The following is a 26,386-nucleotide window of genomic DNA, read 5'->3' as shown; positions in this document are numbered from 1 at the left end:
ATACGCGTCAAGTTAAGAAGCAAGGGTAAGAAAATTCAATGAACTTAAGGTGGATACTCTAGTTTTTCTATATCTATCTTTCACAGAAAATTGTGACCAGTCTGTGGTAAGTTTTTTCAGGAAAATTCTCAAATTATTAATTTTACTGCTTAACGCTAAAAACAACTCCCTAATCCTTCTTTTTAATTCAATGAATGCCTTTGTTAAACTCAGCTCTGTATTCTCTTTCAGTTTTATACAACCAACTATTCCATGAAATATAAGAATTGCGCACAATTTAGCGTATAGTTCACATAATACTCTGTATGGTTTTCCTTTAAGTTCGTCAAGCCTGATGTGACTCTTATACAATTTAAATAATAATTCAATCTGCCATCTTACCCTGTAAACTGTTAATACTTGTTCAGCGCTGATTTTACTCTCTGGAACGTTAGTTATGAATATCGACCAATCCAGCAATTTTTGATTCTTTTGAGAAGATGTATATCCATGTGATTTTGCTAACTTATTAGCCCTTCTTCTTCTAATTATAGACTGTTCTTCAGTTAATTTTTGACATATAATTCTCACTTTAATTTTTACTTCTTTTCCTAATAGCACTTCCATCTCTAGAAGGGATTGACCTTCTAAACATTCCAACAACTCTATTTTTTGATTTGTTTCTATATCATATATATTGGTATCAGACTTATAACGACTAACAAAATATGCACCTGCTTCATCAATCTGTTTAAAAGAACTAGGCACAAAGTAGCACAAATCAAATATTAGCAAATCATTGGCTGATAAACCGTTCAGATAATCCCTATAACCTTGATCCGACCTTATTCCTTCTATTAAATTTAACTTATCTAGCGCTTGGTTCAGGTAATCAAAGACTAACTGCAGCTTTATTCCTGATTTGGTATTACTCTCACAATCTCTATAGCTACTCCCATATCCTTTGTACATATCTTCCATGCTACTGGGCAGGCTAATATAATCCAAACCCTGTTTTGTAATTTCTATCGAGTCTTCATTTAGCAATTGGCACATTGTTTCTATGCTGCAATCACCAACTCCTATGTTACCAAAAACCATAGCTTTTATGAATGATGAGCCATTAAGTTTTCTCTTTCTTTTTATAAAACCTACTGCAATTGATATTTCGTCTGCTTTTTCATTAAAGAATTCATTGAGGTCTTTTGATAAGCAAGCTATTCTGTCCATTGTAAGTTCTCTCATTCACATATCCAAGAAGAACTTATACCTTATTCTTTTCCTTCACTCTATCAATTTTACTTACACTTTTCCTTAACTTGACGCGTATGAGGATACCAACACTCCAAGTATCGAGACAAGCCCGTCTTTATTCATAATACCAAGTGAAATAAGAGTTGTACCGATTGCTGGAATGAAGTGAGTCAACGGAAACGGATTGGCTATCACCAATACGCAAACCAGCATTATAAATGCCAAAATCTTTTCACCTGGCCCACAGAAGATAAAAGACATTCTCGGTTTCATGAACTTTTCTATTTTTTTTAATGCAGGTAAAGTTTTTTTAACCACAAGGGCTAATGTTGAACGTTTAAAGGATTTCCTTTCCAACCAACGTGGCATCCAGGGAGAATGAAACCCAAGCAGAAGTTGTAATGAAAACAAGATTAAAGGTATAGAAAGAATAGTTGTATAACCAGGTGGAACCGGTATAGGCACCGATAGCGGCAAGGAGAAGATGATTATTAAAATACCAAAACCACGTTCTTGTAAAGCTGTTTTAATGTCAAACAATGTCACTTTATCACTATCAGCAGTACCAGTACCTGCAACCTCTTTTAGAATATCAGATGCTAATTTTTTATCTTCAGTCAAATTCTTACCCCTTTTCACAATTACCTTTTAACCAAACGACCCAATAATTAGCATAATCACTACTATAACACAACATCTATTCTTGATTTAACTGATTCATTCCTCTTTGAATTTCATACTTATGGTCTTATCTGTTTCGATACAAATTTTCGTTATTAGAAGATAAATGAGGTATATTATGAATTTGCTTAAACTCTTCAATTATAGGCAAAAAGGCCCTTCATACTGTACTAATAATGGTATTAGCTACGTGCTTTAACGTTATTATAATATTTTGCATATAAACCTATTTTATAAAAATTCACAATATGAATTAGTAAATAAATTATGTTTAAATCAGTTGCGTATATAGTAAATATAATGCATTGTGTGCTTTTGTTAATAGAAAGGTATAAGTATGCCTAGTTCAAGGCAGGTAGTACAATATAACTCATTTGATAGTAATAACCTTGAAGACACTACTTTGCCTTGCGTATTTAAAGATTTTACGATTACTTCTGAAGAGATATTTGAGATTGGTAGTGAGGGTAACCAAGTAATAGATAATTCAGATGGTGAAATAGAAAGGCTGCAACAAGAAAACTTTGATCTCAAGAAAAATGAAAAGCTCTTGGAATGCTATAAAGGTATAGCGGAAGAGTATGATCAAGAAGTGAGTGAGCTCAGCAAGAAAAATCAGATCCTAGAAAAGAAAATTAAAGAGCTTGAAGCTCAATTACAAAGAAAAACAAGAGAATTAACTAAAAATGGCCAAGAAATTGAACAGCTAAAACAAGAAATAGAAAGAGTATTATTGGACGTGAAGAATAAAAATGACATAATAAGGAACTTGGACAGCAAATTAGAAGATATGAAGAATGAAATACAGATGATAGACAAAAAAAATGAAGAGTTACAGCAAAGGTTAAATTTGGTTGAATCTAACTCAAGTAGACTAAGAAAAGAAAGTGTAGCGCTGGTAGACAGTATAGAGGATTTGAAGAGTAATTATGAAAACCAGATATTAGAAAAAGATAAGGAACTTAATGATGTAATAGGCCAGCTCTATGTTTATTTATCAGAGCGTGAAGAACTGTTTGCAGAATTTAGTTCATTGCAGAATGAAAATGAGAGTTTAAAACAGAAAAACTTCTATATTAGTAATGAAGTGTCTCTTGAAGATGAATTAAACAAAGAAAACGTAAGAAAAGAAATAGTAAGACCTCAGTCTACAACAAAAGTGGAAATGAGGCGTATCAATGATAATGATGACCAGGAATCAATATGGCTATATAGAGAAGCAGAAGATTATCATACAGGTGAAGATAAAAAACCTAAAAATACTAACTACGACATTGGAGTATGGAATGAAGATGACGATGAAAGTAGCGATGATCAAAAATCAACCTGGCTGTACGAAAAAGTAGAAAACAATCAAGATTATCGAACAAGTGAAGACAAAAACCTTGAAAACACTGATTACGATATTGAAGTATGGAATAAAGATGACGATGAAAGTAGCAATGATCAGAAATCAACTAGTGAAAGTGACTATAATGTTAGCTATTGCTTTGATTATGATGAAATTGTTGGTAGGACTTACGGTCAACTAGTCTATAATGCAAACATAATACGTAAAAAAGATTCTTTTTCCTTAGCAAAAGTAAAATTAAGAGAAAGAGATGGTATGAATAAGTATTGCTTGGTTGGAAGCAAGAGAAGATAATAACTTCTCAGAGTGGATAGGTGGCAGGTTGGATGTTTTTCTGAAGCACTTTCTGCCCAGGGAGTAGAAAGAAGACTTCGTGGGGGAGATTAACTGCCCCTGCCACCGAAAATCATCGTGAGGCTCACAAAATGTGATGACCTCGTATAGGAGTTTGGAACAACCGGCAATATTCTACTCTGATATATTGAAATATGCAATTGGAGGAAAAAATATGCGTCACATTGGAGTTGATTTACATACCAATAGTTTTACTGCTTGTTACTTACAAGAAGGGAAACCTGAGCATATTCAAACGTTTCGCTTAAAAGACTTGGATAATTTCACCAAAGATCTTCAAGAAACATATGAAGTAGCCATAGAAGCAACAGGTAACAGCTGTTTCTTTTATGATGCAGTTTCACCTTACGTTAAACGCATAGTAATAATTGCTCCTGGACAGTTTGAAGTTGTTCGTCGCTCTGTGAACAAAACAGATAAGCATGATGCGCGAGCTATTGCTTTCTTTCTAAGCAAAGATATGTTGCCTGAGGCAAGGTGCAAAAACAAACAATGCCAGCAGTTAGCTTCTCTTCTTCAAACGAGAGATCAGTTAGTAAAGTCACGGGTATCTTTAATCAATAAAGTTCATGGTCTTTTTAATTATCATGGAATAAAAATTAAAAAAGAAGTACTTACAACTAAAGTAGGATTTGAGCGTGCTACTCAAAAGCATAATTGGGAGCCTTTAGAAAAAGTTGAAATTGAAGTGATTAGCTATCATTTAGAAGCTATCCGAGAAAGCCTTAAAAAACTTGAAAAGGAAATTATAGCTTTTGCTAAACAACTTCCTGGGTTCAGCAATCTTATCAGCATAAAGGGAATTGGTCCAATTTCTGCAGCTGTCTTTATTGCAACAATTGGAGACATTAATGATTTCCGTAGACCTGAGAAACTTACTGCATATTTTGGAGTTGTACCAAGAGTTTCTCAATCTAATCAGCAATGTACAATTGGAAGAATTACCAAACGAGGGTCAAAAATAGCGCGTACTTCTTTAGTTCAATGTACTTGGATTGCTGTACGTTACAGTCCTTACTTGAAAAGTTTTTATGAACATATAAAAAAGAAGCGTGGTTCTGCTAAAGCTATAACTGCTACTGCTAGGAAATTTCTTATAACTATTTTCTATACTCTTAAAAATGACTGGGTTTTTAAAGATTTCACAAAATTTGAAATTTCTACTGGACAATAATCATAGGAGGGATAATCATGGCAATACCCTTCTGCACTTAGCTGTTAACAACAATAATTATGAAGAGGTAAAAAAGCTAGTACAGGAAGGGGCTAGTATTAATGCTAAGAACGAGGATGGATTAACACCTTTTGAATTAGCAAATTCCCGCAATAGATCAGAGATAGTAGCTTTTTTTGTAAAGTACAAAGATAATGCAGGTAATACATTACTGCGTTATGCTGCAGAAAAAGGTAATTTAGAATTAGTTAATCTTCTACTGGAGAAAGGGGCTGAGGTTGATGCTCAGGACAATGATGACTATACCCCTCTGCACTTGGCTGCTTACAATGATCACTTAAGTGTAGTAGAAAAGCTTATAGAGAAAGGGGCTGATATTAATGCTAAGGACAAAGAAGACTATACTCCTCTGCACTTTGCTGCTTACATGGGTCACTTAAGTGTAGTAGAAAAACTTATAGAGAAAAAGGCTGATATTAATGCTAAGGACAAAGAAGGCTATACTCCTCTGCACTGGGCTGCAAAAAATGGTCACTTAGATGTAGTAGAAAAGCTTACAGAGAAAAAGGCTGATGTTAATGCTCAGAACAAAGAAGGCTCTACTCCTCTGCACGAAGCTGCTTTCAATGGTCACTTAAGTGTAGTGGAAAAGCTTATAGAGAAAAAGGCTAATATTGATGCTCAGAACAAAGAAGGCTCTACTCCTCTGCACGAGGCTGCTTTCAATGGTCACTTAAGTGTCATAGAAAAGCTTATAGAGAAAGGGGCTAATATTGATTCTGAGAACAAAGAAGGCTATACTCCTCTGCACTTTGCTGTTCTCAAAGGTCACTTAAGTGTAGTAAAAAAGCTTATAGATAACAATGCCGATGTTAATAAGAGGAATAGCAATGGCAGTACTCCCCTACACTTGGCTGCTCACAGAGATCTCTTTAATATAGTAAAAGAGCTTATAGACAACAATGCCGATGTTAATGAGAGGGATAGCAATGGCGATACTCCCCTACACTTGGCTGCTGCAAATGGTTACCTACGTGTAGCAAAAGAGCTTATAGATAACAATGCCGATGTTAATGAGAGGGATAACAATGGCAATACTCCCCTACACTTGGCTGCTTACAGAGGTCTCTTTAATATAGTAAAAGAGCTTATAGACAACAATGCCAATGTTAATGAGAAGAACAGCGATGGCAATACCCCTCTGCACTTGGCTGCTTACAAGGGTCGCTTTTATGTAGTAGAAGAGCTTGTTAAGAGAGGTGCTGATATGGAAATTGAAGCAGGAAATGGTAAAACACCTTTGGAGTTGGCACGTGAAAATAACGCATCAGAAGTTGTAGACTATTTAGAGAAAAAACTTGCTGAACAAAGAGGAATACCTGAACAACGCAAACGTCGTCATCACCATGGAGATCACCCTCGTCATCATAGGGAAGAACGATCTATCTACCTTGAATCAAAAGGTGCTAGCCATAGTATTGAAAATGTTGATTCTGCAATAGAGAATAATCAAGCTGCAAGTGGAGCAAGTAAGCCATCTTCTTGGACAAATGCTTTTGCTCATGTAGTAGACGTTGTTAAGGGTGTTTCTCAGTTTATCTCTTCTCCTTTTAAGCCAGCTATAGATATGGAGCATTTTCAACCTTACGGTGTGGATGTAGTAAAATCCCTCACAGAAAAAGGTACTGATTTTAATTCTCCTAAGGGTTCCACAGAATCTCCAGCTCTACTTACTTCTGGAGAACGTAATAATCATACCGTTACAGCAGTACCAGAAATAAACGCTACTCTAGTAAATAACATACTAATATCAATCATTTCAATTGTTGAGTGGTTCAACAAAACATAACATAAGCAGCCAATTCATGAAAATCTTTTGTCACCAATAGAGCAATCGATGAGGTTAAATAATATAGATGTGGACATGATTATAAGAATTGTACAACAGGCTGAAGAAGAGCTTGGAGATCCTAACACTGATATTGATGAAGTAAAAATTAGTGGTAACAAGACTGGGATGTGGAAAGGAAGTAATTAGTTAATGTGCCTCTCATACCAAACTTAAAAGTGTATCTATATAGTTTTAGTGTGGGAGGTCAAGGCTTTTGTTATGATGGTCATTTGGTATCCGTTCAGCGGAGTGGCAGAATAAGGTAGACAAAGTGATCTAAAAGATAATCATAGAGCAAAAGTGAGGTAATGTGGTAACCCTTTTAGAACTTTGCAAAAATTTACAGCAAAAAATAGAAAAGTTAGAAGCAAAAATAGAAAGGCTGGAAAGAGAGAATGAAAGTCTAAAGGCAGAGAACAAGGCTTTAAAGATAGAGAACGCTGAATTAAAGGAAAGGCTCGGTTTAAATTCAAAAAACTCATCCCTGCCCAGCTCAAAAGAGCTATACAAAATAAAAAAGGACAAGCCAAAAAGCGAAAGGAATGTTGGCGGTCAGGTCAGTTAACAATAGAAGCAAAACTCATCCTTTTGGAAGAGGAAGAGATTTTTCCGAAACCTCAGCGGGGATTGATTTTGGATCTGATAATTCTGTATTTACCTTGATTGGCTCTAATGGAGTTTTCTGCTCTTCCGGTTTATCGTCTGGAATTGGAACGGGCCAATCCATAATGTTTTGCGGTATAATTTCTGCTTCTTTAGCTTCTTTTTGACCTGTTGAAGATGATGCATCAACGCCTGCATTTTTGGTAACTTCTTGTTTTAGTTGTTTATTTTCTTCTTGCAGTTGCTTTAAATTTTTCTTTAACTCGTCAATCTCTCTTATTTTTTGTTTTAATTGTTCAGATATAGTTAGTTTGTCTCTAGTCAATTTTTTGTTTTCTTGTCTTAACCCACTAGCTATTCTGCTTGAGTTGTTGTTTACAGCTTGTATACCTTGGTCTTGCTGCTGCATGCTTGTTCCTCTACTTTCATATTCAACTTCAGTTTGAGTTGCCTGACCTTTTTCCTGCTGTAATATGTTCTGCAGTTGCTCTAGACTCTCTTTGACAGATGCCAGCTCTTCCTGTGTACACGTTAACATCCCTTCCTTTTCCTTAAGATGTTGTTTAAGCTTATCTATTTCTGATTGTTGCTTTCTGAACGATGTTGAATCTGTACTTTTTGCTCTTAATTGTCTAAATAAATTTTCCTTTTCTTCTGCCAATTTTTCTATTTGCTCAGTCAGCTTATCTTTATTATCGATAAATTCAATCTCAGCTTGTTTTAGTTTACGGGTTAAATTTTCAATATACTCACTATCTTCGTTTTTTACTTCCGAATACTTTGCCCTTAAATCTTGAAGCTTTCCTTCTAATTTCTGGCTCTCTCTTACTATCTGCTGTATCTTTTCATCCTTCTGCTTAATTTCTTTTCTCAAACTCTCTATTTTCTCATTTTTCTCCACTTCTTCTATCTCATCTGCAAGAGACTTTTTACCTATACCAGATTGCTGAATTGCCATTTCTAAATCTTCTTTTTCTTTGTACAGTTGATTTAATTCCTTAACTAACTCTTGATTCTTTAATTGCTCTTTACTCATAAGCGACTCAATTAAAGTACCTTGTTCCTTTATTCTTTGATTTTTTTCAGATATAACTTGCCGTTGTTCATTAACTTCATCTCTCAAGAAGTCACGCTGCTCTGCAAGTTTGTTAATTTCATTTATAGTCTCATCTACTCCTTTTAATCCTTCTTGTTCATACTTTCTCTCATAATCTTTGTGCATTTTTTGTTTATCATAGTCGTCGTCAATGTATTCATCAGTGATTTCAGACTCTTCATCACCAATCTCGCTTTCAACAGAAGAAGAACTTCTACGTGAAGAAGGTGTGCTAGGAGAGGAATACCCACTGCTGCTTGGTGTAGGTGACTGTGGTGATATATGTGGATCTTTTGTAAATATTTCCTCTGCTGGTACTTGCTGATCGTCTACACTCCTGGACATGTCAGTAAAAGCTTGATGCAGAGTTTTTCTATTGATAAAAACTTCTTTATTCTGCTCAACTAATTTTAATATTTTATCTTTTGTTTCCTCTGGTGTGAACTTTAAATCACCAAACTTTGGCTCACCAATAACACTTTGTATACCACCAGAATCTAATTTTACGGTCATGCTACAGTCTATGTTATTACCTTCAGAATCCTTAGCCTGCCAGTTAATGGTCATTTCACATGAACCGGAGCCAGTAAAATCATAGTGCCTCTCAGTACCATTTTTCTTGCTTGCGGTTATTTGACTATCTTTCCCTAAAGATATGTTATAAACCTTACCTTCACTGCTGGCCCCTAAAATATTGCTAATTTCTATTGGTTTTTCTTCATTTTCAAATCTAATTTTGAAGCCATTATCCTTTGCTGGATACACTAAAAAATTTTGATCCGGTAAAGATGCTTCAAATTCTCTATGTGTTTCATTTATTGATTGCTCAAATTTTTGGAACTCCTTTTCCCACTTTGAATTTATCTGTCCTGTAATGTCCTCATCTTTGCGTAAAGGACCAATAAAATACCAGATTAAATTTTTTTCCTCCAATTGTTTTATAGTCTCTTGAAAGCTGCTACAAGATTTAATCGCATCTAAAATATCCTTTTTTTGCTGTTCATCTACATTTAAACTTTGACTCTCAGCTATAAATACACTTTCGTTTTCCTGTGGCATAATTTTACATCTTTGAAGAATATACTATAATATTAACAGATTTTTTTTAAAAAGTCAACTAATCATTGAGTAAATAAACTTGAGCACTTGTCCATTATGTTATATAGTAGTTACTCCTTAAGAAGTGCAGTATGGACAATACCATTATAAGAAAATACGATATTAGAGGTATAGTAGGCAAAGATTTGCAGATTAATGATGGGTACGAGATAGGTAGAAAGTTTGGCCAAACCGTAGCTAGTGTTTGTGTCGGCTACGACAGCAGAATAGATTCACCAGGTATAGAAAGAGAATTAATTAGGGGCTTAACTTTATCCGGTGCAAATGTTATACGCGTTGGACTCTGCTCTTCACCTATGCTCTACGCTGCAACACAAATCACGCAGGCGGATCTTGGTATTGTAATAACCGCTTCTCATAACCCAAGTGAATACAATGGCTTTAAATTTTTTAGTAATGAAAAAGTCTTCTCAGATCAAGAGATAAAGGAAATTATAAGCAATCCAATTAAAGACAGTACAAGAATTGGAAGCTTAATTAACATAAATATATATAGTGAGTACATTCGCATATTAAAAAGTGCAGTGAAGAACGATACTACACAGAAATTAAAAATAGCCTGGGATTGTGGAAATAGTCCAGCAAGTGGAATTATAAGGTATATTGAAAAGATCTTTCCTGGTCATACACACATCGTAACCAATAACTCTATAGATGGGGCATTTCCACTGCATGATCCAGATCCCATAGAGGAAAAAAATCTCGCTCAATTAATTGACATTGTGAAGGAATATGGATGTGATCTTGGCATTGCGCTAGATGGCGATAGCGATAGGGTGCGCTTAATTGATAATAAAGGCAGTGTTGTTTCCAATGACCATTTATTTATAATTTTTGCACGTGAAGTGTTGGAGGAATATCCAGAAAGCAAAGTTATTGCCAACGTAAAAATGAGTATGAAAGTGCATGATTTTGTTAGTAAGTTAGGAGGGCAAGTTATTACCTGCGCTACTGGACATTCACTAGTTAAGAAGAAGATGGTAGAGGAAGAGGCAAAGTTTGCTGGTGAATTAAGCGGGCACTTCTTCTTTTCTGAGCTAGGTTTTGATGATGGGCTATATTCTGCTGTTAAAGCAGTTGACATTTTGCTTAAGAAAAGCCAAAGCCTATCTCAGGTAATTGAGGATTTACCGAAGCTATATATCACTCATGAAGTAAAGATTGTAGTGAAAGATGAGAAAAAATTTCAAATAATTGAATCAATAAAGAAAACACTGGAGAAGCAAAATATTGTATTTTCAGATCTTGATGGTGTTAAGGTAACCGATAATAAAGGTTGGTGGCTTCTTAGGGTATCAAATACGCAAAACTGCATTACAGCAAGATGCGAAGGAGAGACTTTAGAAGGTTTTGAACTTACTAAAAAGGTTTTGTTCCATTACATTGATGAAGCAAGGTCTTTAAATTGTAGCTACTCATAGAAATAAACTTGATTTATAAAATTGGCATGAAAGGTATCCGTTCAGGATAGCGGCAAGGTAGTATAACCATAGAGTAAAAGTGAGTTTACAATAAATGGTGTCATCCCAGTGCTTGACACTGGGATCCAGGTTACTATATATGAAAAGTTATTATGTTTATATACTTGCAAGTGAACGAAATGGAACTCTGTATATAGGTATAACATCAAATTTAATTAAACGAATTTGGGAGCATAAAAGCAAAGCCATTTCCGGTTTCACGTCAAAGTACAATGTTAGTAAATTAGTCTACTTTGAGGAGTTTCAAGACATAAATTTAGCAATTAGTAAAGAAAAGCTTCTAAAAAGCTGGCAGAGAAAATGGAAAATAAACTTAATTGAAAAAACAAATCAAGAATGGAAAGATTTATATGATGAAATCGTATCTGGATTCCAGTGTCAAGCACTGGAATGACACCATTTGTTGTGCAAATTACCTTTGCAAACAAATGTTCGTACAGCTGTGTGTCACGCACTTTGCTTCAATATTTGCACATTAGCCACTCCCCTGAACAGATAACATGAAAGTATAAAGATAAATAGGCTAAATGTACTTATCACCTGGTCAGGCTGCAGCATTATTTCGTGTAACCGTTTGCGGGTCCACTTAATTCTGCAATTCTTTGATCTCACTCATGGAGAGGCCAGTAAACTTAACAATAGTGGTGACATCAACATTATTAGCCAGCATTGTTTTTGCAACTTCAATTTTTCCTTCCTTTTTAGCATCATCAAGTTTTTGTTCAAGAACAGCCCGTTCATCACGAATACGTTTTATTTCCTGTTCGTAGGCAATAAATTCTTTCTCTGACCAGTTGAATCTATTTAGTTCTTCATATGCCTTTTTAATTATTACATCACTACCTATTATCTTTTCCAATTCTTCTTCGCTAGTTTCATCTGCATATTTAAAATAATAGATCCATTTTTCAACTATACTCTCCAATTGGTCTTCTTTAGTTTTAGGAAATTTTGGTAACTCAATAAATGTAAAATAAAAATCTTTTAAATCATGTTCATAGCTATCTTTGTCTAACATTACATGATCTGACTTATACTCAGATTTATTAGGAAAGAGAATACAATCAGCAATAGCAATAAAGATAATTTCTTTGAGATTATGGTATTGATCACCTTTATCAGCTTGCCTTGAATAAGCTTTAGCAGCGTAATATTGAGCGCGTTTTTCAAAGCCTTTAGTTTTGGCAACTTGCATTTCGACTATTACTTGCACCCCATTTTCATCCCTGCAGAGTACATCAACGATACTTTGTTTTTTAGAGGCAATTTCAGCATCTTGAATAGTGCTGAGGAATTCTATTTCTTTTATTTCATCTTTGCCAGTGAACCCCAAAATATCATTGAGAAAGTGAATGAGGATGTCTTTATTTTTTTCAGTACCAAAAATACGCCGAAACGCAACATCATTCTTGGGGTCGAGAAACTTAGAAAGAGCCATAAAAAAATTTTTAAATGTATCTTTATATTATATATTCTTATTGATAATAATTCAATAATTTGTCATCTTTTTTGTTAACTTTACTGACGTTGCCAGAAGGAACGTTGTTGCAAAATTTTGTAAAATTTATTATCCTAAGGTTTCAAGTCCTCACAGGTTTATTGGAACTATATGTACAATGTGTTTATCAGTGAAAATCCGGAGAAAATGATGGGGGAAAAGTTAATACATTACTTTAGCCAGGGTAAATGCGAAGGCAATGCAGAAATGAAAAATCTGCTGGGAGGAAAGGGGGCAAATTTAGCAGAAATGTGCAATGTTGGCATTCCTGTTCCACCTGGTTTCACAATTTCCACCTCTGCTTGCAAAGTCTATTATCAAGACAATAGATCTTCTGTCATCCAAGTAGCTGACTACTCGGATCCAGAAAAAAATGTGGTCACGCACTGGAATGACATATGTAGTGAAATCAAAAACTACATGGCGATGCTCGAAAATGACATCGGTTGTAAATTTGGGGATTTAAATAATCCCTTATTAGTTTCTATACGCTCTGGTAGTGTTAGTTCAATGCCGGGCATGCTTGATACTATTTTAAATGTTGGTCTAAATGATGAAACCGTTGTTGGGCTTGCAAAAAAAAGTGGCGAACGTTTTGCTTACGATAGCTACTGCCGCTTCATCATGATGTACTCCAATGTTGTACTAAAGCTTGATCATCACCTATTTCAAGATGTTGTTGATAATGAGCAGCAAAAGAGTGGAGCAAAAAGCTTAGCTGATCTTGATGTTGATGTTTTAAAGAGAATTGTTAACGATTTTAAAAAGATAGTATATGAAAAAACTGAGAAACATTTCCCGCAGAACGTTGAAGAGCAATTGTTAAATTCAGTTAATGCAGTATTTGCCTCTTGGAAAAATGATAGGGCTGTTTCCTATAGAAGAATACATAATATTCCTGAAAACCTTGGAACAGCGGTCAACGTGCAAGCAATGGTTTTTGGTAATTTAAATGATAATTCTGCAACTGGTGTGATATTTACACGAAATCCTTCAACTGGAGAAAAAAAATACTTTGGTGAATTTCTGATTAATGCTCAGGGTGAGGATGTGGTTTCTGGTGTTTATACTCCTATGCCAATTGACGGAGAGCAAAAAAACACCATGGAGAAGTTGCTGCCAAGTGTCTACCGAGAATTATGTGTGGTATGTGAAAAACTTGAAAGGCATTATAAAGACATGCAGGATATCGAATTTACTGTACAGGACGGTAAGTTATGGATTTTGCAAACTAGGTCTGGCAAGCGCACGGCTGAAGCTGCTATTCGCATAATAGTTGATATGGTAAACGAAGGAACGATTACAAAAGAAGAAGGAATATTGAGAATTGATCCAAAAACCTTTGGCAATTTATTGCATCCAGTTCTTGACGTTAAGAGTGACCAAAAAGCAATAGGGAAGGGACTGCCGGCTTCTCCAGGGGTTGCTTCTGGATATGTAGTGTTTAGTGCAAGTGATGCTGAAAAAGCTGCAGAGCAGGGCAAAAAAGTGATTTTAGTAAGGTCAGAAACGAGTCCTGAAGATATTAATGGAATGAATGCTGCAAGTGGCATAGTAACAGCACGGGGAGGGATGACCTCGCATGCTGCTGTTGTAACCCGTGGAATGGGTAAGCCATGCATTTGCAGTGTGAGTGGACTTTATATCGATAAAGATGGAACTTTCTTTTCTGTAGGGGATACAAAAGTAAATAAAGGTGAACCAATTACCATCAACGGAGGAACAGGGGAGGTTATGCTTGGCATTCTCCCTACAATTTCACCTGAATTATCGCAAGAATTCAAAACGATAATCAACTGGATAGATGAAATTAAAACGATCAAAGTGAGAGCGAACGCTGATACTCCAAAAGATGCAAAAATTGCAAAAGGATTCGGTGCAGAAGGTATAGGCTTATGTCGCACAGAACATATGTTTTTCGCTAGTGATAGAATCGAATTCATTCAAAAGTTGATAATAGCTGACGATGAAAATGAAAGGGCAAATGCGCTCATTAAACTGGAAGAAATGCAAAAGTCTGATTTCAAAGAAATATTTTCTATTATAGAGGGCAGGGAAGTCACTATACGGTTGCTTGATCCTCCTTTGCATGAATTTTTACCCAATAATCAGTCTACTATAGAAAAAATTGCCAAATCACTTAGTAAGTCAGTTGAATCAGTAAAAAATAAAATAGCAGAGTTGTCAGAAAAGAACCCAATGCTTGGTCATCGAGGTTGTAGGCTTGCTATTTCTCATCCTGAAATATATAGCATGCAGATTAGGGCAATACTTAGTGCTGCAAGTGAATTAAAGAAAGAAAAGAAGATAGAAGTGGAGCCTGAAATCATGATTCCTTTTATCATGAGTGAGAAAGAGTTTGTTCTGATATGCGAGCTAGCAAAGAAAGAATCCTCTGTCATCTCAGCTGGGATCCAGACGCAGATTCCAGCGTCACGCGCTGGAATGACATCAGACAAGGCTTATTCAATTGGAACGATGATAGAACTACCAAGAGCAGCACTGATTGCTGATAAGTTAGCAAAACATGCAGAGTTTTTTAGTTTTGGCACTAATGATTTAACGCAAACAACCATGGGACTTTCAAGAGATGATTCAGTTAATTTCCTCGATTCTTATAAGGAAAGCAACATATTCGAAAGCGACCCATTTGAAGTGCTGGACATCGAAGGGGTAGGGGAGTTAATCAAGATAGCCATTGAAAGAGGCAAAAAAACCCGAAAAGAAATAAAATTGGGTATATGTGGAGAGCATGGAGCAGATCCAAGATCTATAGAGTTTCTCATCGAATCAGGGGTAGATTATGTTTCATGCTCACCCTATAGAGTACCGATTGCAAAGTTAGTGGCAGCACAGTTTAGCATAAAATCTAAGTTTGTTGGGTAAGTGAAAAACATTGCACCTCCTTGTAGAGCTCTGTCATTCAAGTGCTCCTTTTTTTGTCATTCCAGTGCCCCTATGATGTCATTCCAGTGCTTGACACTGGGATCCAGAAAAATTTGCTTGTGAACAAGTAAACTATCATGGAAAGTAGCTGATCTTACACTAAATGAATGTTTTTGATGAGGTTGCATAGAAGCTGGATTCCAGTGTCAGCTACTTGCATGACATCGTTTACTATGTGCCATATTGCAATGTTTGTACAGTTGTAGATTTATTCGCGGTATAGATTCCGCTAACGAGTAGCGGAATGACGGTTTTTCAAATTGTCGTAAGTCAGTTTAGCTATAATATCAAGTTTCACAACTTCACCAACTATTTCTTTCTATTAAATAAGAATAAATTGCCTATACAAAAATAGATTGGCAATATTTCAAGTCTGCCAAGCAGCATTAAAAACGATAGAAATAATTTTACTTCATTACTGAAAGAGGAATAATTACCCGAAGGGCCTATTAAATTACTAAATCCCGGGCCAGAGTTTGTAAGCGTTGCAGAGACTGAACTGATGCTAGTTATAAAGTCTGCATTGCTTAAGTAAGACATCACTATTGATGAAACGGTAAGCGTTAACATGAAAATTGCAAAAAATATAAAGACAGAGTGAACTTCATCATTCTCCAGGGTTTTTCCATTGAATTTTACCCTATCGCCTGCGCCTGGGTTTAATAAAAGGCGAAAGTGATTTTCTATAGATCTTAGAAAAATGATCAAACGAAAGATTTTGACACCACCACTTGAAGAACCGCTACATCCACCAACAAAGGTTAGAAAAAAAGCTAAGACTGAAATGAAGCTCCAATCTATATGATTACAGATTGCATAACCAGTTGACGTAATCAAGGAAGTGATGGTAAATGTGCTGCATCTAAATGATTGAGATAGTAGCTATCTTAACAAAGTAAGAGACCTGTTCATCATAGCAAATGTCTAACCGTCTTATAATTTTTAAATAGCTAAGAAAAGGCAGAGAACCTAAAATCATAAAAATGATCGTTATGACTTCTAACATAGGGTTATTATAGTGCCCTATAGAATCATTATAGTTAGTAAATCCACCAGTTGATACAGAGGACATTCCGTGGCATATTGCATCAAACAGTGGCATACCAGCTAGATAACAGGAAAATATACATAACAAAATTAGGCCATAATATATTGCCGTAACATGAATTACTACGCTTCGCGTGTTCGGCAACTTCCTTTTGGTAGTATCTGAATATTCAGAATAAAGTAAATTATTTAGACTGAGAACCTTAAATATAGGAAAAACTGCAATTCCTAAAGTGATTACACCAAAACCCCCCATGCCATGTAGCATTGCTCTCCACAGCAATATTCCTGGAGATTGTTTTTCAATATCATTAAATATAGTTGCCCCTGTGGTTGTGATGCCAGATATCGTTTCAAATAATGCATCAACATAGCTCAGATTATCAAAATAGAAAGGAATAGCTACAAACAGAGACAAGGCAATCCAGGTGCAACTAGTAATCGCAAAAATTGCTGGCATGCCATGTAATCTACTTAATTTACCGAACAAAATAAAAGTTACGCCAGATGTGCAGGTAATTATGAATCCAGCGAGGAAATTTTTCCATTCGTAGCTGAGATACTTATTGGTAATAGCAGGAATAAGCATTGCTAAGCTAAACAACAATAGGAATATTCCCACAATAAATGCAATTGAACGTAAAGTTTGTAAACGTTGATGATTTTTCATAGAGTTACTTCCTCGCTATACAAAGCCATAAAAGCTACTCTAACGTCAAGCACTTTGTTGGCCTTTATTAACAGTTATTAACAATATATTTGACTTACTTGTAAATATGTGTGATAATTAAATTTTTATTAGAGGTAAGATATAGTTAAATTAACTGAGCTACAAACAAACATTCAAAACTCATTAATACAAGCAATCTCGTGTGGCAATCTTCTAGAAGTCCAGAACATGTTCAAAGATAGTGAAGATAGTAATATACAAAAAATTTTGAGACTTGAGTGGATTTCTAATGAACTCAGAAATACTGTTTTAAGGGTTGCTATTGACTCTTATAACATTCAAGATCAAGACAAAGCTATATAGATCATTGAACTAATTTGGCAGAAAGCTGATCAAAGAACTCGTGATTTTTTGTGTAGTACAGAATACGATCTAGCAGGAGGTGATAGTGTTAACACAATAAATATGCTTAGAGGCCTGCAAGAAAGGACCAACGACTCTAATAACGCATCTGCTCTTGGAAAAGTTATTCAAAAAATGGAAGAGCACAAGAGGGTAATGGATCTTAATTCCAATGCTCCTATAGTAACTAACACTACTGCACCAACTACTGGTAACACAACCCCAGAAAAGAACGATAACGATACAACCTTCTTGAGTAAACACAAGGGGAAGATTGCTCTAAGCGTTGGTGGGCTATGCGTAGCTGGTGCTATTGCAGCCTATGTGCTGGCATATCCTGTAGTTGCATTAGTTTTAGCAGTTTCAGCATTGGCTGTACTAGCTGGTGCTTATATTGGAGGAGTTTTTGAGAACCCAAGTGTGGAACGGCTTACATCACAACGAGAAGTACAACATTAATAATGTCATCCCAGCGCGGCGCGCTGGGACGTTAGAACAAAGAATATAAAAGAAGTGGTATCTGTTCAGGGGAGTGGCTAATGTACAAATATTGAAGCAAAGTGCATGACACACAGCTGTACGAACATTTGTTTGCAAAGGTAGTTTGTACAACAAATGGTGTCATTCCAGTGCTTGACACTGGAATCCAGATACGATTTCATCATATAAATCTTTCCATTCTTGATTTGTTTTTTCAATTAAGTTTATTTTCCATTTTCTCTGCCAGCTTTTTAGAAGCTTTTCTTTACTAATTGCTAAATTTATGTCTTGAAACTCCTCAAAGTAGACTAATTTACTAACATTGTACTTTGACGTGAAACCGGAAATGGCTTTGCTCTTATGCTCCCAAATTCGTTTAATTAAATTTGACGTTATACCTATATACAAGGTTTCATTTCGTTCACTTGCAAGTATATAAACATAATAACTTTTCATATATAGTAACCTGGATCCCAGTGTCAAGCACTGGGATGACACCATTTGTTGTAAACTCACTTTTACTCTATGGTCTTGCCGCTATCCTGAACGGATACAAGAAGTGTTGCCGTCATGTTATATCATAAACCTTTGCTGAAGCTTTCTTTATATCTTCACTTGAAAGTGGGATTAGACCAAGCCTAGATAGGTACCCATCTTCAATGCCGATCGAATCTATAATTTCTTTTATGAATTCTCTTAATCCATCAACAGTATCCAGGTGTTCTTTCTTTATGTAAAGGTATAGAGGTCTTGCTAATATATATTTTCCCGATGATATATTTTCGTAAGTTGGCTCAATTCCTGCAATTGTGCTCCCTTGTATTTTATCTTGATTCCTCATTAAAAAGCTGAAACTAAATATCCCTAAGGCGTTCTTGTTACTTTTCAATTTTTGTATTATTATATTTTCATTAATTCCAACTTCTATATACCTTCCGTCATCCCTTATATTACCACATGCTTTCTTTCTTTCTTCCTGATCTTTATAATTCTCTTTAAAAATTCTTGAATTCATGCATGAATATTGATCAAGCATAATAGAATTAACCAAAGTTTCGTATGTGCCTGTATTTTGATGTGGACCATAAATTTCAATTTCTGTTTTTGGTAAGGCTTGATTTACATCAGACCAAAACTTCTTATTATTTTTTACTAATTTATCATTTTCTTGAGAATATGCAGATAAAGTTTCAAATAAGTCCTTTTTTGTGAAATCAAATCTATGGCTTTGATTTGAATTTGCAATGACAACTCCATCATAGCCAATGATGATCTCTATCACTTCATTAATTTTATTTCTTTTACATAGTTCTCTTTCTACTTCCTTCATAGGGCGAGATGAAGTGGTGATGTCTGGCGTGTCTTCCCCTATTCCTGAGCAAAACATTTTGAACCCTGATCCACTTCCTATTGATTCTACAACTGGAGTCTTAAAAGGGAATACACGATTGAACTCCTCGGCTATAAACGAGATAAAAGGAAAAACAGTTGAAGATCCAACAATTCTGATGTATTTCCTGGCATCAGCATTTAACAGCGGCGTGAATAATACGAATACAAAAATCAGGAGAAAGTTTCTAAGCATTATTTTTAGTTAAGAACATAAATCTAATTATTATAACAAAAATCAAACTGAAAAGCTTTAATTGCATGACAAAAGCTACAGTTTACATTTAAATTTTATTTTATATTATTGTAAGTATTACACAACTTTAAGGGGCAATTATGGCAGTTATGCCAGATAAATGGATAAGAGAAAAAGCTGAAAACTTTGGAATGATAGAGCCTTTTGTGAATCACAAAAGCAGCAAAGGTGTTATATCTTTTGGACTATCATCTTATGGTTACGACGCAAGAGTGGATAATAAATTTAAAATTTTTACTAACGTTAATTCAGCCATCGTGGACCCTAAAAATTTCTCTGAGAATAGTTTCATAGATAAAGAAACAGACGTATGCATAATTCCACCAAATAGCTTTGTGCTTGCAAGTACAGTGGAATATTTTCGTATACCAAGGAATGTACTGGTCATTTGTGTTGGTAAATCAACTTACGCAAGATGTGGAATTATAGTAAACGTTACTCCCTTAGAACCTGGATGGGAAGGTCATGTCACACTCGAATTCTCAAACACTACTCCGCTTCCTGCAAAAATTTACGCCAATGAAGGCGCATGCCAATTCGTATTTTTAAGCGGCGAAAGTGAATGCGAGAAATCATATGATGATATGAAAGGAAAATATATGAATCAGCATGGTATTACTTTGCCGCTGGTGAAATAATTACTGCTTTCGTTGTGAGCTACCCATACGCGTCAAGTTAAGGAAAAGTGTAAGTAAAATTGATAGAGTGAAGGAAAAGAATAAGGTATAAGTTCTCTTGGATATGTGAATGAGAGAACTTACAATGGACAGAATAGCTTGCTTATCAAAAGACCTCAATGAATTCTTTAATGAAAAAGCAGACGAAATATCAATTGCAGTAGGTTTTATAAAAAGAAAGAGAAAACTTAATGGCTCATCATTCATAAAAGCTATGGTTTTTGGTAACATAGGAGTTGGTGATTGCAGCATAGAAACAATGTGCCAATTGCTAAATGAAGACTCGATAGAAATTACAAAACAGGGTTTGGATTTTAGATTTACTGAAGAAGCAGTGGAATTTATGAAAAGAATGTATAATGAATCTTTAGTTTTATTTAAAAACAGCTTACAGGTTGATTGCAGAATTTTGAAGCAATTTAGAAGCATTAAGCTATTGGATAGTAGCTATATTAGCCTGCCTAGTAGCATGGAAGATATGTACAAAGGATATGGGAGTAGCTATAGAGATTGTGAGAGTAATACCAAATCAGGAATAAAGCTGCAGTTAGTCTTTGATTACCTGAACCAAGCGCTAGATAAGTTAAATTTAATAGAAGGAATAAGGTCGGATCAAGGTTATAGGGATTATCTGAACGGTTTATCAGCCAATGATTTGCTAATATTTGATTTGTGCTACTTTGTGCCTAGTTCTTTTAAACAGATTGATGAAGCAGGTGCATATTTTGTTAGTCGTTATAAGTCTGATACCAATATATATGATATAGAAACAAATCAAAAAATAGAGTTGTTGGAATGTTTAGAAGGTCAATCCCTTCTAGAGATGGAAGTGCTATTAGGAAAAGAAGTAAAAATTAAAGTGAGAATTATATGTCAAAAATTAACTGAAGAACAGTCTATAATTAGAAGAAGAAGGGCTAATAAGTTAGCAAAATCACATGGATATACATCTTCTCAAAAGAATCAAAAATTGCTGGATTGGTCGATATTCATAACTAACGTTCCAGAGAGTAAAATCAGCGCTGAACAAGTATTAACAGTTTACAGGGTAAGATGGCAGATTGAATTATTATTTAAATTGTATAAGAGTCACATCAGGCTTGACGAACTTAAAGGAAAACCATACAGAGTATTATGTGAACTATACGCTAAATTGTGCGCAATTCTTATATTTCATGGAATAGTTGGTTGTATAAAACTGAAAGAGAATACAGAGCTGAGTTTAACAAAGGCATTCATTGAATTAAAAAGAAGGATTAGGGAGTTGTTTTTAGCGTTAAGCAGTAAAATTAATAATTTGAGAATTTTCCTGAAAAAACTTACCACAGACTGGTCACAATTTTCTGTGAAAGATAGATATAGAAAAACTAGAGTATCCACCTTAAGTTCATTGAATTTTCTTACCCTTGCTTCTTAACTTGACGCGTATGGTACACCTAAGACTCTACTAATCAAAGCTCATGCAACAAATTTAAGAATATCTTTAAAAGCAAAGGTATCAAAAGAATGGCATCAAATTACCATAGAAAACTTAGTGAAAGAAATAGCTCAAAAACATGGATATGGACATAAAGTTGCTGAGGAATTTAAGAATGTATTGATACCCCATATTAATCAGGCAGATGAAAGTGATATAAGTCTGTTAACAAAGATCGCAACAGAGCGTGAAGCAATGGCAAAATTAGCTGGTGGGTATATATTGTTTATTTCAAAGAATATGGCAAAATCAGCCACAGGAAAAGCTTTAGGAACAACGACTATTAGACCTCAAGACACAATTAATTGGAAAGTGCATTTTACCATACGTGATAAGTATAATTCAGTAGTAGCAAAATGGCACAGCTATGAAAAGGGCGAAACTATTAAAGAAACAGTTGGTAGTAGCGAGCCAAGTTATATTATGCTGGAACTTTACTCTAATGCAGAGTCAGCGCTGAGTGCAGCAAATGCCAAGTTGAAACAATTGAAGCGTAACAATGAAACTTTAGATATAACTATGCCTGGTAATCCAGAGTTATTTGCAGAAGCTAAACTTAATCTTATAGGTTTTAATCAAGCGGTAGATGGTGAATGGATAGTTAACAGAGCGGAGCATACTTTAAATAGCTCAGGTTACCTTACTATGTTGTCAGCATCTTTGAGTAAGTAATGTTAATAAAAAATGAGTAAATGATCTATTTAATATTAAAAAGATGTTGAATATGGATAAATTGGGTCAAGATACAAAAAACAAGCTGCATTTTTGGTGGCTTATAACAGTAATAGTATGTATTATTGCTACCTATTCCTACATGAAGGCAAAAGCTGAAGGTAATTATAAAACGATACTACGCATTGCTTCTCAAAATTGTAACTTAGATGTAGTAAAGTTTTCAGTAGAAAATTTATTAAGTGTTAACACACGAGTTCTTAAATTAACAGCATTACATCATGCATCTGATTCAGGATGCTTGAAAGTTACTAAATTTTTAGTATACCAAGGAGCTGACATTAGTGCATTAGGTGAAAATGAAAGATGGACAGCATTACATTTTGCTGCATTAGAAGGGCACTTAGAAGTAGTGAGTTTTTTACTGGAAAGAGGTGCAAATCCTAACGTTAGAGATAGAAGTGGAAAAAACCCTCGAGATGTAGCTGTAATAGAATCAAGGCAAAACAAAGACAAGCCCTACGATCAAATAATAAAGCTACTTGCAGAAGCAGAGAACCGATAACATAAAGAAATCACTAAAGCTGTAAGTTTTTTATGATCTCTATATAAACTCCCAAAACCATCCATAATAGATTAATACTTTCACATGAAAAAGCAAAAAATCCCAATTACGGTAATTATTACCATATTAATCCAAACCGTAGCATTGATATGGTGGTTATCCAAGCTAGACTCAAGGATACAATTTCACGATAAACTTATTGAATATGGTTTAATGGAAAAAGTGTTAGTACTTGAGGAAAGGGTAAAAAATCTTTCTGAAGAATTAGATGAGTTTAAATTGCAGGTTTTAAGCGGAAAAATTAAATCTTAATATCCTTACCTAAATTAATAATGATTAAATATATTTTATCCGTTGATGGAGGTGGAATTAGAGGCATCATACCAGCCATTATTCTCGCAGAAATAGAGCAAAGGACAAGGAAACCGATAGCTGAAATCTTTGATCTTATGGCAGGAACCTCAACCGGTGGAATTGTTGTAGCAGGGTTATGCAAAAAAGATCAACAAGGAAATCCTCAATACTCTGCCAATGATTTGGTTGAACTTTACCAAGAGTACGGAGCATATATTTTCAAGTCTTCGTTCTTCAGGCGATCAATATTATCTTGGATTAATTGTGCACAATATCCACATAAAAATATTGAATTTGTACTGGATAAATATTTTGGAGAGGATATTCTAAAAAACACATTAAGTAATTTGCTAATCACAAGTTACGATATTAACAATAACTATCCTTTCTTTTTTAAGAGCTGGAGAGAAGATAGAGATTTTGTCAAATTAAAAGATGCACTCAGAGCTACAACGGCTGCCCCTACTTATTTCATACCAAAACATCTAAAAATCAACCAAAAGGAAATGGTATTAGTGGATGGCGGGGTATTTGCCAATAATCCAGCGGCTTGTGCATATGCAAGTGGTAAGAGGTTATTTCCAAATGATGATATTCTACTGTTATCGATAGGTACTGGAAGAACAGACAGAAGCATAGAGTATGCCAATTCAAAGAGATTTGGAAAAATAGGCTGGATAAAACCTTTGTTAAATGTGATGTTTGCCTCTGGATTGGACTGCGTAAATTATCAGATGAATCAAGTAATAGGCAATAGATACGTAAGAATACAATCGCAATTGAAGCTAGCGTCGGCTGACATGGATAACATTACATCAAAAAATATCAAATTTCTTCAACAGGAGGCAAAGGCAATGATAGAGGACAATCAGAAAGTGATAGAAAAATTCTGTATAGAAATATTAAATATATAACTATTTTTACTTATATATTAATATATTGTTTAACACAATTCAATTTTCACACTCATCAGCAGTTAGACCACTTGCTCGCACAATAATATCAATAGCAACACCTGCCTTAACTAGATCTTTTGCAATCTTGATTTTCTCTGCTTTTTTAACCTTTTCTTTACCAGTTTGCATTCCTTCAGATAAAGATCTAGCTACCGTATCCAGTAATTCTTGATCCTCAATTTTTTCGCATTTATCTACAAACCGCAAAACTGGCTCATTTTCATATTCTGTTAGTCCAAGAGCTTTAATGTTAACTGATAATGTCTTTGCTATCTTATATAATATTTCAATTGGAATGTCTGTATATCCTCGTTCATAGTTGTGTATTTCTTTAGGTGTTGAACCGATTTTATTTGCCAAGTCCTCCTGAGTGTATTCCCGTATTAATCTCTCCTCTTTTATCCTTTTCCCTACTTTGTAGAGTATAGAATCAGTACAAATTTCTTTCTCTATATCATCATATTCATAAGTAGATAAGCGAGTCACTTGGGAAATAATATCAACTGAAACTCCTTCTTTCACTAGATTCTTTGCTACTTCTATTTTCGCTTCTTCTTGGCTAATTTTCTCGCTAATATATACAAACCTTACTAATGGATACAGCTTCTTGCGTAATTCCTGATCCTTGATTTCTCTATGTATTTTTGTTAGATAGACTATTTCTTTATCCTCATCTTCGTACCAACCGTTTTCTCTTAGTACTGTTGGTCCTGGAAGTAGATCTATAACATTGACTGACAATGCTCCTGCTATTATATACGATTCTTTGATTGTAATAGCCTTGCACCCTAGTTCAAAGTTATGTATTTCCTTATGTGTTAAACCAATTTTTCTTGCTAATTTTGCCTGAGTATACCCTTGTACTATCCTACAACCTTCTATTTTTTTCCCTAGCTCGTAGCTTGCTGAGCCAATATGCTCTGAATTATCATAGATAAATCCTCTAAAAGCTGTTTTTCCTACAGAAGCAAACATATATTCTATCACAAAAAAAATCCACTATTGGCTAAGTTTTTATGAAATCACAAAAATTTCTCAATCATATAATTTGATAAGCCTGTCGTTTGCAAGATAATATCAACAGAAATTCCTTCTTTCACTAAATTCCTTGCAACTTCAATCTTCTTTTCCTCTCTGACCTTTTCTCTACAAACATGTATACCTTCAAATAAAGACTTGATTAGCATATCGCGTAATTCCCGACTCTCAATCTTTTTGTATTCTTCTATCAAGTTTGATAGCTTTTCTTCCGCTTCACTATCCTCATCTGATTCGGGAAGTAGATCTATGATACTGATTGATAATACCTTTGCTATTTCATCTAACATTTCAAGTGAGACAGCAGCTCTCCCTTGTTCATACTCGTATATTCCTTGATTTGTTATGCCAACTTTATTCGCTAAATCTTTTTGTGTATATCCTCGTATCAATCTCCACTCTTTTATCCTTTGCCCTACTTTGTATGGAACCGGAATTTTGTTCTCCTCATACTCACCAATAGATAAGTTAGTTGTTCGAGAGATAACATGAGCAGAAACTCCTACTTTCATCAAACCCCTTGCTACTTCCATTTTTACCGCTTTTCTGCTTCTTTCCTCACTCAAACGAATAAATTTGGTTAATAAATAAAATACCTCACTTAATTCTTTATCCTTATACCCCTTTACTAAATTTAATATTTCTTCATCTTCAAAATATCTTTTTTCATTTGGTAGCGTCTCTCCACAAACTAGACCTTTAACATTTACTGATAATGCTTCTGCTATAGCATATAATTTCTTAATTGGAATTTTACGACTCCCTTTTTCATATTGCAGTATTGCCCAGTACTTTACACCAACCTTCTCCGCTAAATCCTTCTGAGTATACCCTCTCTCTAACCTCCAACTTTTCACTTTTTGCCCTACTTCATAGTCTAGACTTTTTTCCATACAAAGAACCATACATATAATATTTTCTACTATAGCTCAAAGGTTCCAGGTATAACGGTAAGAAAAAACCTCTGGAACCTTAA

General features: G+C 34.9%; 23 protein-coding genes and 3 pseudogenes. 15 read left to right on the top strand and 11 right to left on the bottom strand.

Annotation, left to right across the window (positions count from 1 at the left end):
• Positions 1–12 precede the first annotated feature (12 nt).
• Together OPR57_RS03670 and OPR57_RS03665 are read right to left on the bottom strand one after the other, a co-directional pair.
• A complete protein-coding gene (locus OPR57_RS03670) occupies positions 13–1,209 on the bottom strand; it encodes an IS4 family transposase (RefSeq protein ID WP_406831627.1) in 1,197 nt (398 codons plus the stop codon).
• A gap of 102 nt (positions 1,210–1,311) precedes the next feature.
• A pseudogene (locus OPR57_RS03665) lies at positions 1,312–1,872 on the bottom strand (exopolysaccharide biosynthesis protein); the annotation flags it as partial.
• A gap of 379 nt (positions 1,873–2,251) precedes the next feature.
• On the opposite strand from OPR57_RS03665, the gene OPR57_RS03660 reads away from it, so the two are divergent.
• The 5 genes and pseudogenes from OPR57_RS03660 to OPR57_RS03640 form a co-directional block, all read left to right on the top strand.
• The gene (locus OPR57_RS03660; RefSeq protein ID WP_265037434.1) at positions 2,252–3,559 is read left to right on the top strand and encodes a hypothetical protein; all 1,308 of its coding nucleotides are present in this window, start codon (positions 2,252–2,254) and stop codon (positions 3,557–3,559) included.
• 214 nt (positions 3,560–3,773) lie between these two features.
• Positions 3,774–4,793 (top strand): IS110 family RNA-guided transposase, encoded by a 1,020-nt coding sequence (locus OPR57_RS03655; RefSeq protein WP_265037507.1) that lies wholly within the window; start codon positions 3,774–3,776, stop codon positions 4,791–4,793.
• On the top strand, positions 4,771–6,642 hold the full coding sequence (locus OPR57_RS03650) for an ankyrin repeat domain-containing protein (protein WP_265037431.1): 1,872 nt from the start codon (positions 4,771–4,773) through the stop codon (positions 6,640–6,642). Before OPR57_RS03655 ends, OPR57_RS03650 begins: the two co-directional genes overlap by 23 nt.
• Before the next feature lie 48 nt (positions 6,643–6,690).
• Entirely contained in the window at positions 6,691–6,831 is a 141-nt protein-coding gene (locus OPR57_RS03645) for a hypothetical protein (RefSeq protein ID WP_265037429.1), read from the top strand.
• 163 nt (positions 6,832–6,994) lie between these two features.
• Positions 6,995–7,243, top strand: a pseudogene (locus OPR57_RS03640) (IS66 family transposase); the annotation flags it as partial.
• A 21-nt stretch (positions 7,244–7,264) separates the two neighbouring features.
• Here the strand turns inward: OPR57_RS03640 and OPR57_RS03635 are convergent.
• Positions 7,265–9,442 carry a hypothetical protein gene (locus OPR57_RS03635; protein ID WP_265037427.1) on the bottom strand — a complete coding sequence of 726 codons (2,178 nt, stop codon included), beginning with the start codon at positions 9,440–9,442 and terminating at the stop codon, positions 7,265–7,267.
• A 131-nt stretch (positions 9,443–9,573) separates the two neighbouring features.
• Between OPR57_RS03635 and OPR57_RS03630 the strand changes: the two genes are divergently transcribed.
• Together OPR57_RS03630 and OPR57_RS03625 are read left to right on the top strand one after the other, a co-directional pair.
• Positions 9,574–10,923, top strand: coding sequence for a phosphomannomutase/phosphoglucomutase (locus OPR57_RS03630; RefSeq protein WP_265037425.1), 1,350 nt, complete (start codon positions 9,574–9,576; stop codon positions 10,921–10,923).
• A gap of 139 nt (positions 10,924–11,062) precedes the next feature.
• The gene (locus tag OPR57_RS03625) at positions 11,063–11,377 is read left to right on the top strand and encodes a GIY-YIG nuclease family protein (protein WP_064085789.1); all 315 of its coding nucleotides are present in this window, start codon (positions 11,063–11,065) and stop codon (positions 11,375–11,377) included.
• 192 nt (positions 11,378–11,569) lie between these two features.
• Here the strand turns inward: OPR57_RS03625 and OPR57_RS03620 are convergent, their stop codons facing one another.
• Positions 11,570–12,421, bottom strand: a complete 852-nt coding sequence (locus OPR57_RS03620) for an Rpn family recombination-promoting nuclease/putative transposase (protein ID WP_253309476.1) — start codon at positions 12,419–12,421, stop codon at positions 11,570–11,572.
• Between the two features lie 210 nt (positions 12,422–12,631).
• Between OPR57_RS03620 and ppdK the strand changes: the two genes are divergently transcribed.
• Complete coding sequence (ppdK, locus tag OPR57_RS03615) at positions 12,632–15,367, top strand: pyruvate, phosphate dikinase (protein WP_265037521.1); 2,736 nt, start codon at positions 12,632–12,634, stop codon at positions 15,365–15,367.
• Between the two features lie 369 nt (positions 15,368–15,736).
• On the opposite strand, the gene OPR57_RS03610 is transcribed toward ppdK, so the two are convergent.
• Together OPR57_RS03610 and OPR57_RS03605 are read right to left on the bottom strand one after the other, a co-directional pair.
• A complete protein-coding gene (locus tag OPR57_RS03610) occupies positions 15,737–16,264 on the bottom strand; it encodes a potassium transporter TrkG (protein WP_265037423.1) in 528 nt (175 codons plus the stop codon).
• A 25-nt stretch (positions 16,265–16,289) separates the two neighbouring features.
• The gene (locus OPR57_RS03605; RefSeq protein ID WP_265037421.1) at positions 16,290–17,144 is read right to left on the bottom strand and encodes a potassium transporter TrkG; all 855 of its coding nucleotides are present in this window, start codon (positions 17,142–17,144) and stop codon (positions 16,290–16,292) included.
• Positions 17,145–17,609: 465 nt separating this feature from the next.
• On the opposite strand from OPR57_RS03605, the gene OPR57_RS03600 reads away from it, so the two are divergent.
• Positions 17,610–18,005 carry a hypothetical protein gene (locus OPR57_RS03600; protein WP_265037419.1) on the top strand — a complete coding sequence of 132 codons (396 nt, stop codon included), beginning with the start codon at positions 17,610–17,612 and terminating at the stop codon, positions 18,003–18,005.
• Between the two features lie 31 nt (positions 18,006–18,036).
• Here OPR57_RS03600 and OPR57_RS03595 read toward each other — a convergent pair whose 3' ends face one another.
• The 3 genes from OPR57_RS03595 to OPR57_RS03585 form a co-directional block, all read right to left on the bottom strand.
• Positions 18,037–18,171 carry a hypothetical protein gene (locus OPR57_RS03595; RefSeq protein WP_265037417.1) on the bottom strand — a complete coding sequence of 45 codons (135 nt, stop codon included), beginning with the start codon at positions 18,169–18,171 and terminating at the stop codon, positions 18,037–18,039.
• Positions 18,168–18,482 carry a GIY-YIG nuclease family protein gene (locus tag OPR57_RS03590; RefSeq protein ID WP_265037520.1) on the bottom strand — a complete coding sequence of 105 codons (315 nt, stop codon included), beginning with the start codon at positions 18,480–18,482 and terminating at the stop codon, positions 18,168–18,170. The genes OPR57_RS03595 and OPR57_RS03590 overlap by 4 nt, the downstream gene beginning before the upstream one ends.
• Before the next feature lie 112 nt (positions 18,483–18,594).
• Positions 18,595–19,611 carry a substrate-binding domain-containing protein gene (locus OPR57_RS03585; protein ID WP_265037415.1) on the bottom strand — a complete coding sequence of 339 codons (1,017 nt, stop codon included), beginning with the start codon at positions 19,609–19,611 and terminating at the stop codon, positions 18,595–18,597.
• Between the two features lie 140 nt (positions 19,612–19,751).
• Between OPR57_RS03585 and dcd the strand changes: the two genes are divergently transcribed.
• From dcd to OPR57_RS03555, 6 genes and pseudogenes are all read left to right on the top strand, one after another.
• Positions 19,752–20,309, top strand: coding sequence for a dCTP deaminase (gene dcd / locus OPR57_RS03580; protein ID WP_006280485.1), 558 nt, complete (start codon positions 19,752–19,754; stop codon positions 20,307–20,309).
• A gap of 124 nt (positions 20,310–20,433) precedes the next feature.
• Complete coding sequence (locus tag OPR57_RS03575) at positions 20,434–21,765, top strand: IS4 family transposase (RefSeq protein ID WP_406831642.1); 1,332 nt, start codon at positions 20,434–20,436, stop codon at positions 21,763–21,765.
• 12 nt (positions 21,766–21,777) lie between these two features.
• Positions 21,778–22,497, top strand: a pseudogene (locus OPR57_RS03570) (phage tail protein); the annotation flags it as partial.
• Between the two features lie 52 nt (positions 22,498–22,549).
• Positions 22,550–23,062 carry an ankyrin repeat domain-containing protein gene (locus tag OPR57_RS03565; protein ID WP_265037411.1) on the top strand — a complete coding sequence of 171 codons (513 nt, stop codon included), beginning with the start codon at positions 22,550–22,552 and terminating at the stop codon, positions 23,060–23,062.
• Between the two features lie 84 nt (positions 23,063–23,146).
• Positions 23,147–23,374, top strand: a complete 228-nt coding sequence (locus OPR57_RS03560) for a hypothetical protein (RefSeq protein WP_265037409.1) — start codon at positions 23,147–23,149, stop codon at positions 23,372–23,374.
• A gap of 20 nt (positions 23,375–23,394) precedes the next feature.
• Complete coding sequence (locus OPR57_RS03555; RefSeq protein ID WP_265037407.1) at positions 23,395–24,330, top strand: patatin-like phospholipase family protein; 936 nt, start codon at positions 23,395–23,397, stop codon at positions 24,328–24,330.
• 39 nt (positions 24,331–24,369) lie between these two features.
• Here OPR57_RS03555 and wmk (OPR57_RS03550) read toward each other — a convergent pair whose 3' ends face one another.
• Together wmk (OPR57_RS03550) and wmk (OPR57_RS03545) are read right to left on the bottom strand one after the other, a co-directional pair.
• Positions 24,370–25,347, bottom strand: a complete 978-nt coding sequence (gene wmk, locus OPR57_RS03550) for a WO male-killing family protein Wmk (RefSeq protein WP_265037405.1) — start codon at positions 25,345–25,347, stop codon at positions 24,370–24,372.
• Between the two features lie 47 nt (positions 25,348–25,394).
• A complete protein-coding gene (gene wmk, locus OPR57_RS03545) occupies positions 25,395–26,303 on the bottom strand; it encodes a WO male-killing family protein Wmk (RefSeq protein ID WP_265037403.1) in 909 nt (302 codons plus the stop codon).
• Between the last annotated feature and the right edge of the window lie 83 nt (positions 26,304–26,386).

Source organism: Wolbachia endosymbiont (group A) of Anomoia purmunda (assembly GCF_947251545.1).
Classification (GTDB): Bacteria; Pseudomonadota; Alphaproteobacteria; order Rickettsiales; family Anaplasmataceae; genus Wolbachia.
The sequence above is the reverse complement of the archived record's forward strand: the minus strand, read 5'-3'. Positions and strand labels throughout refer to the sequence as shown.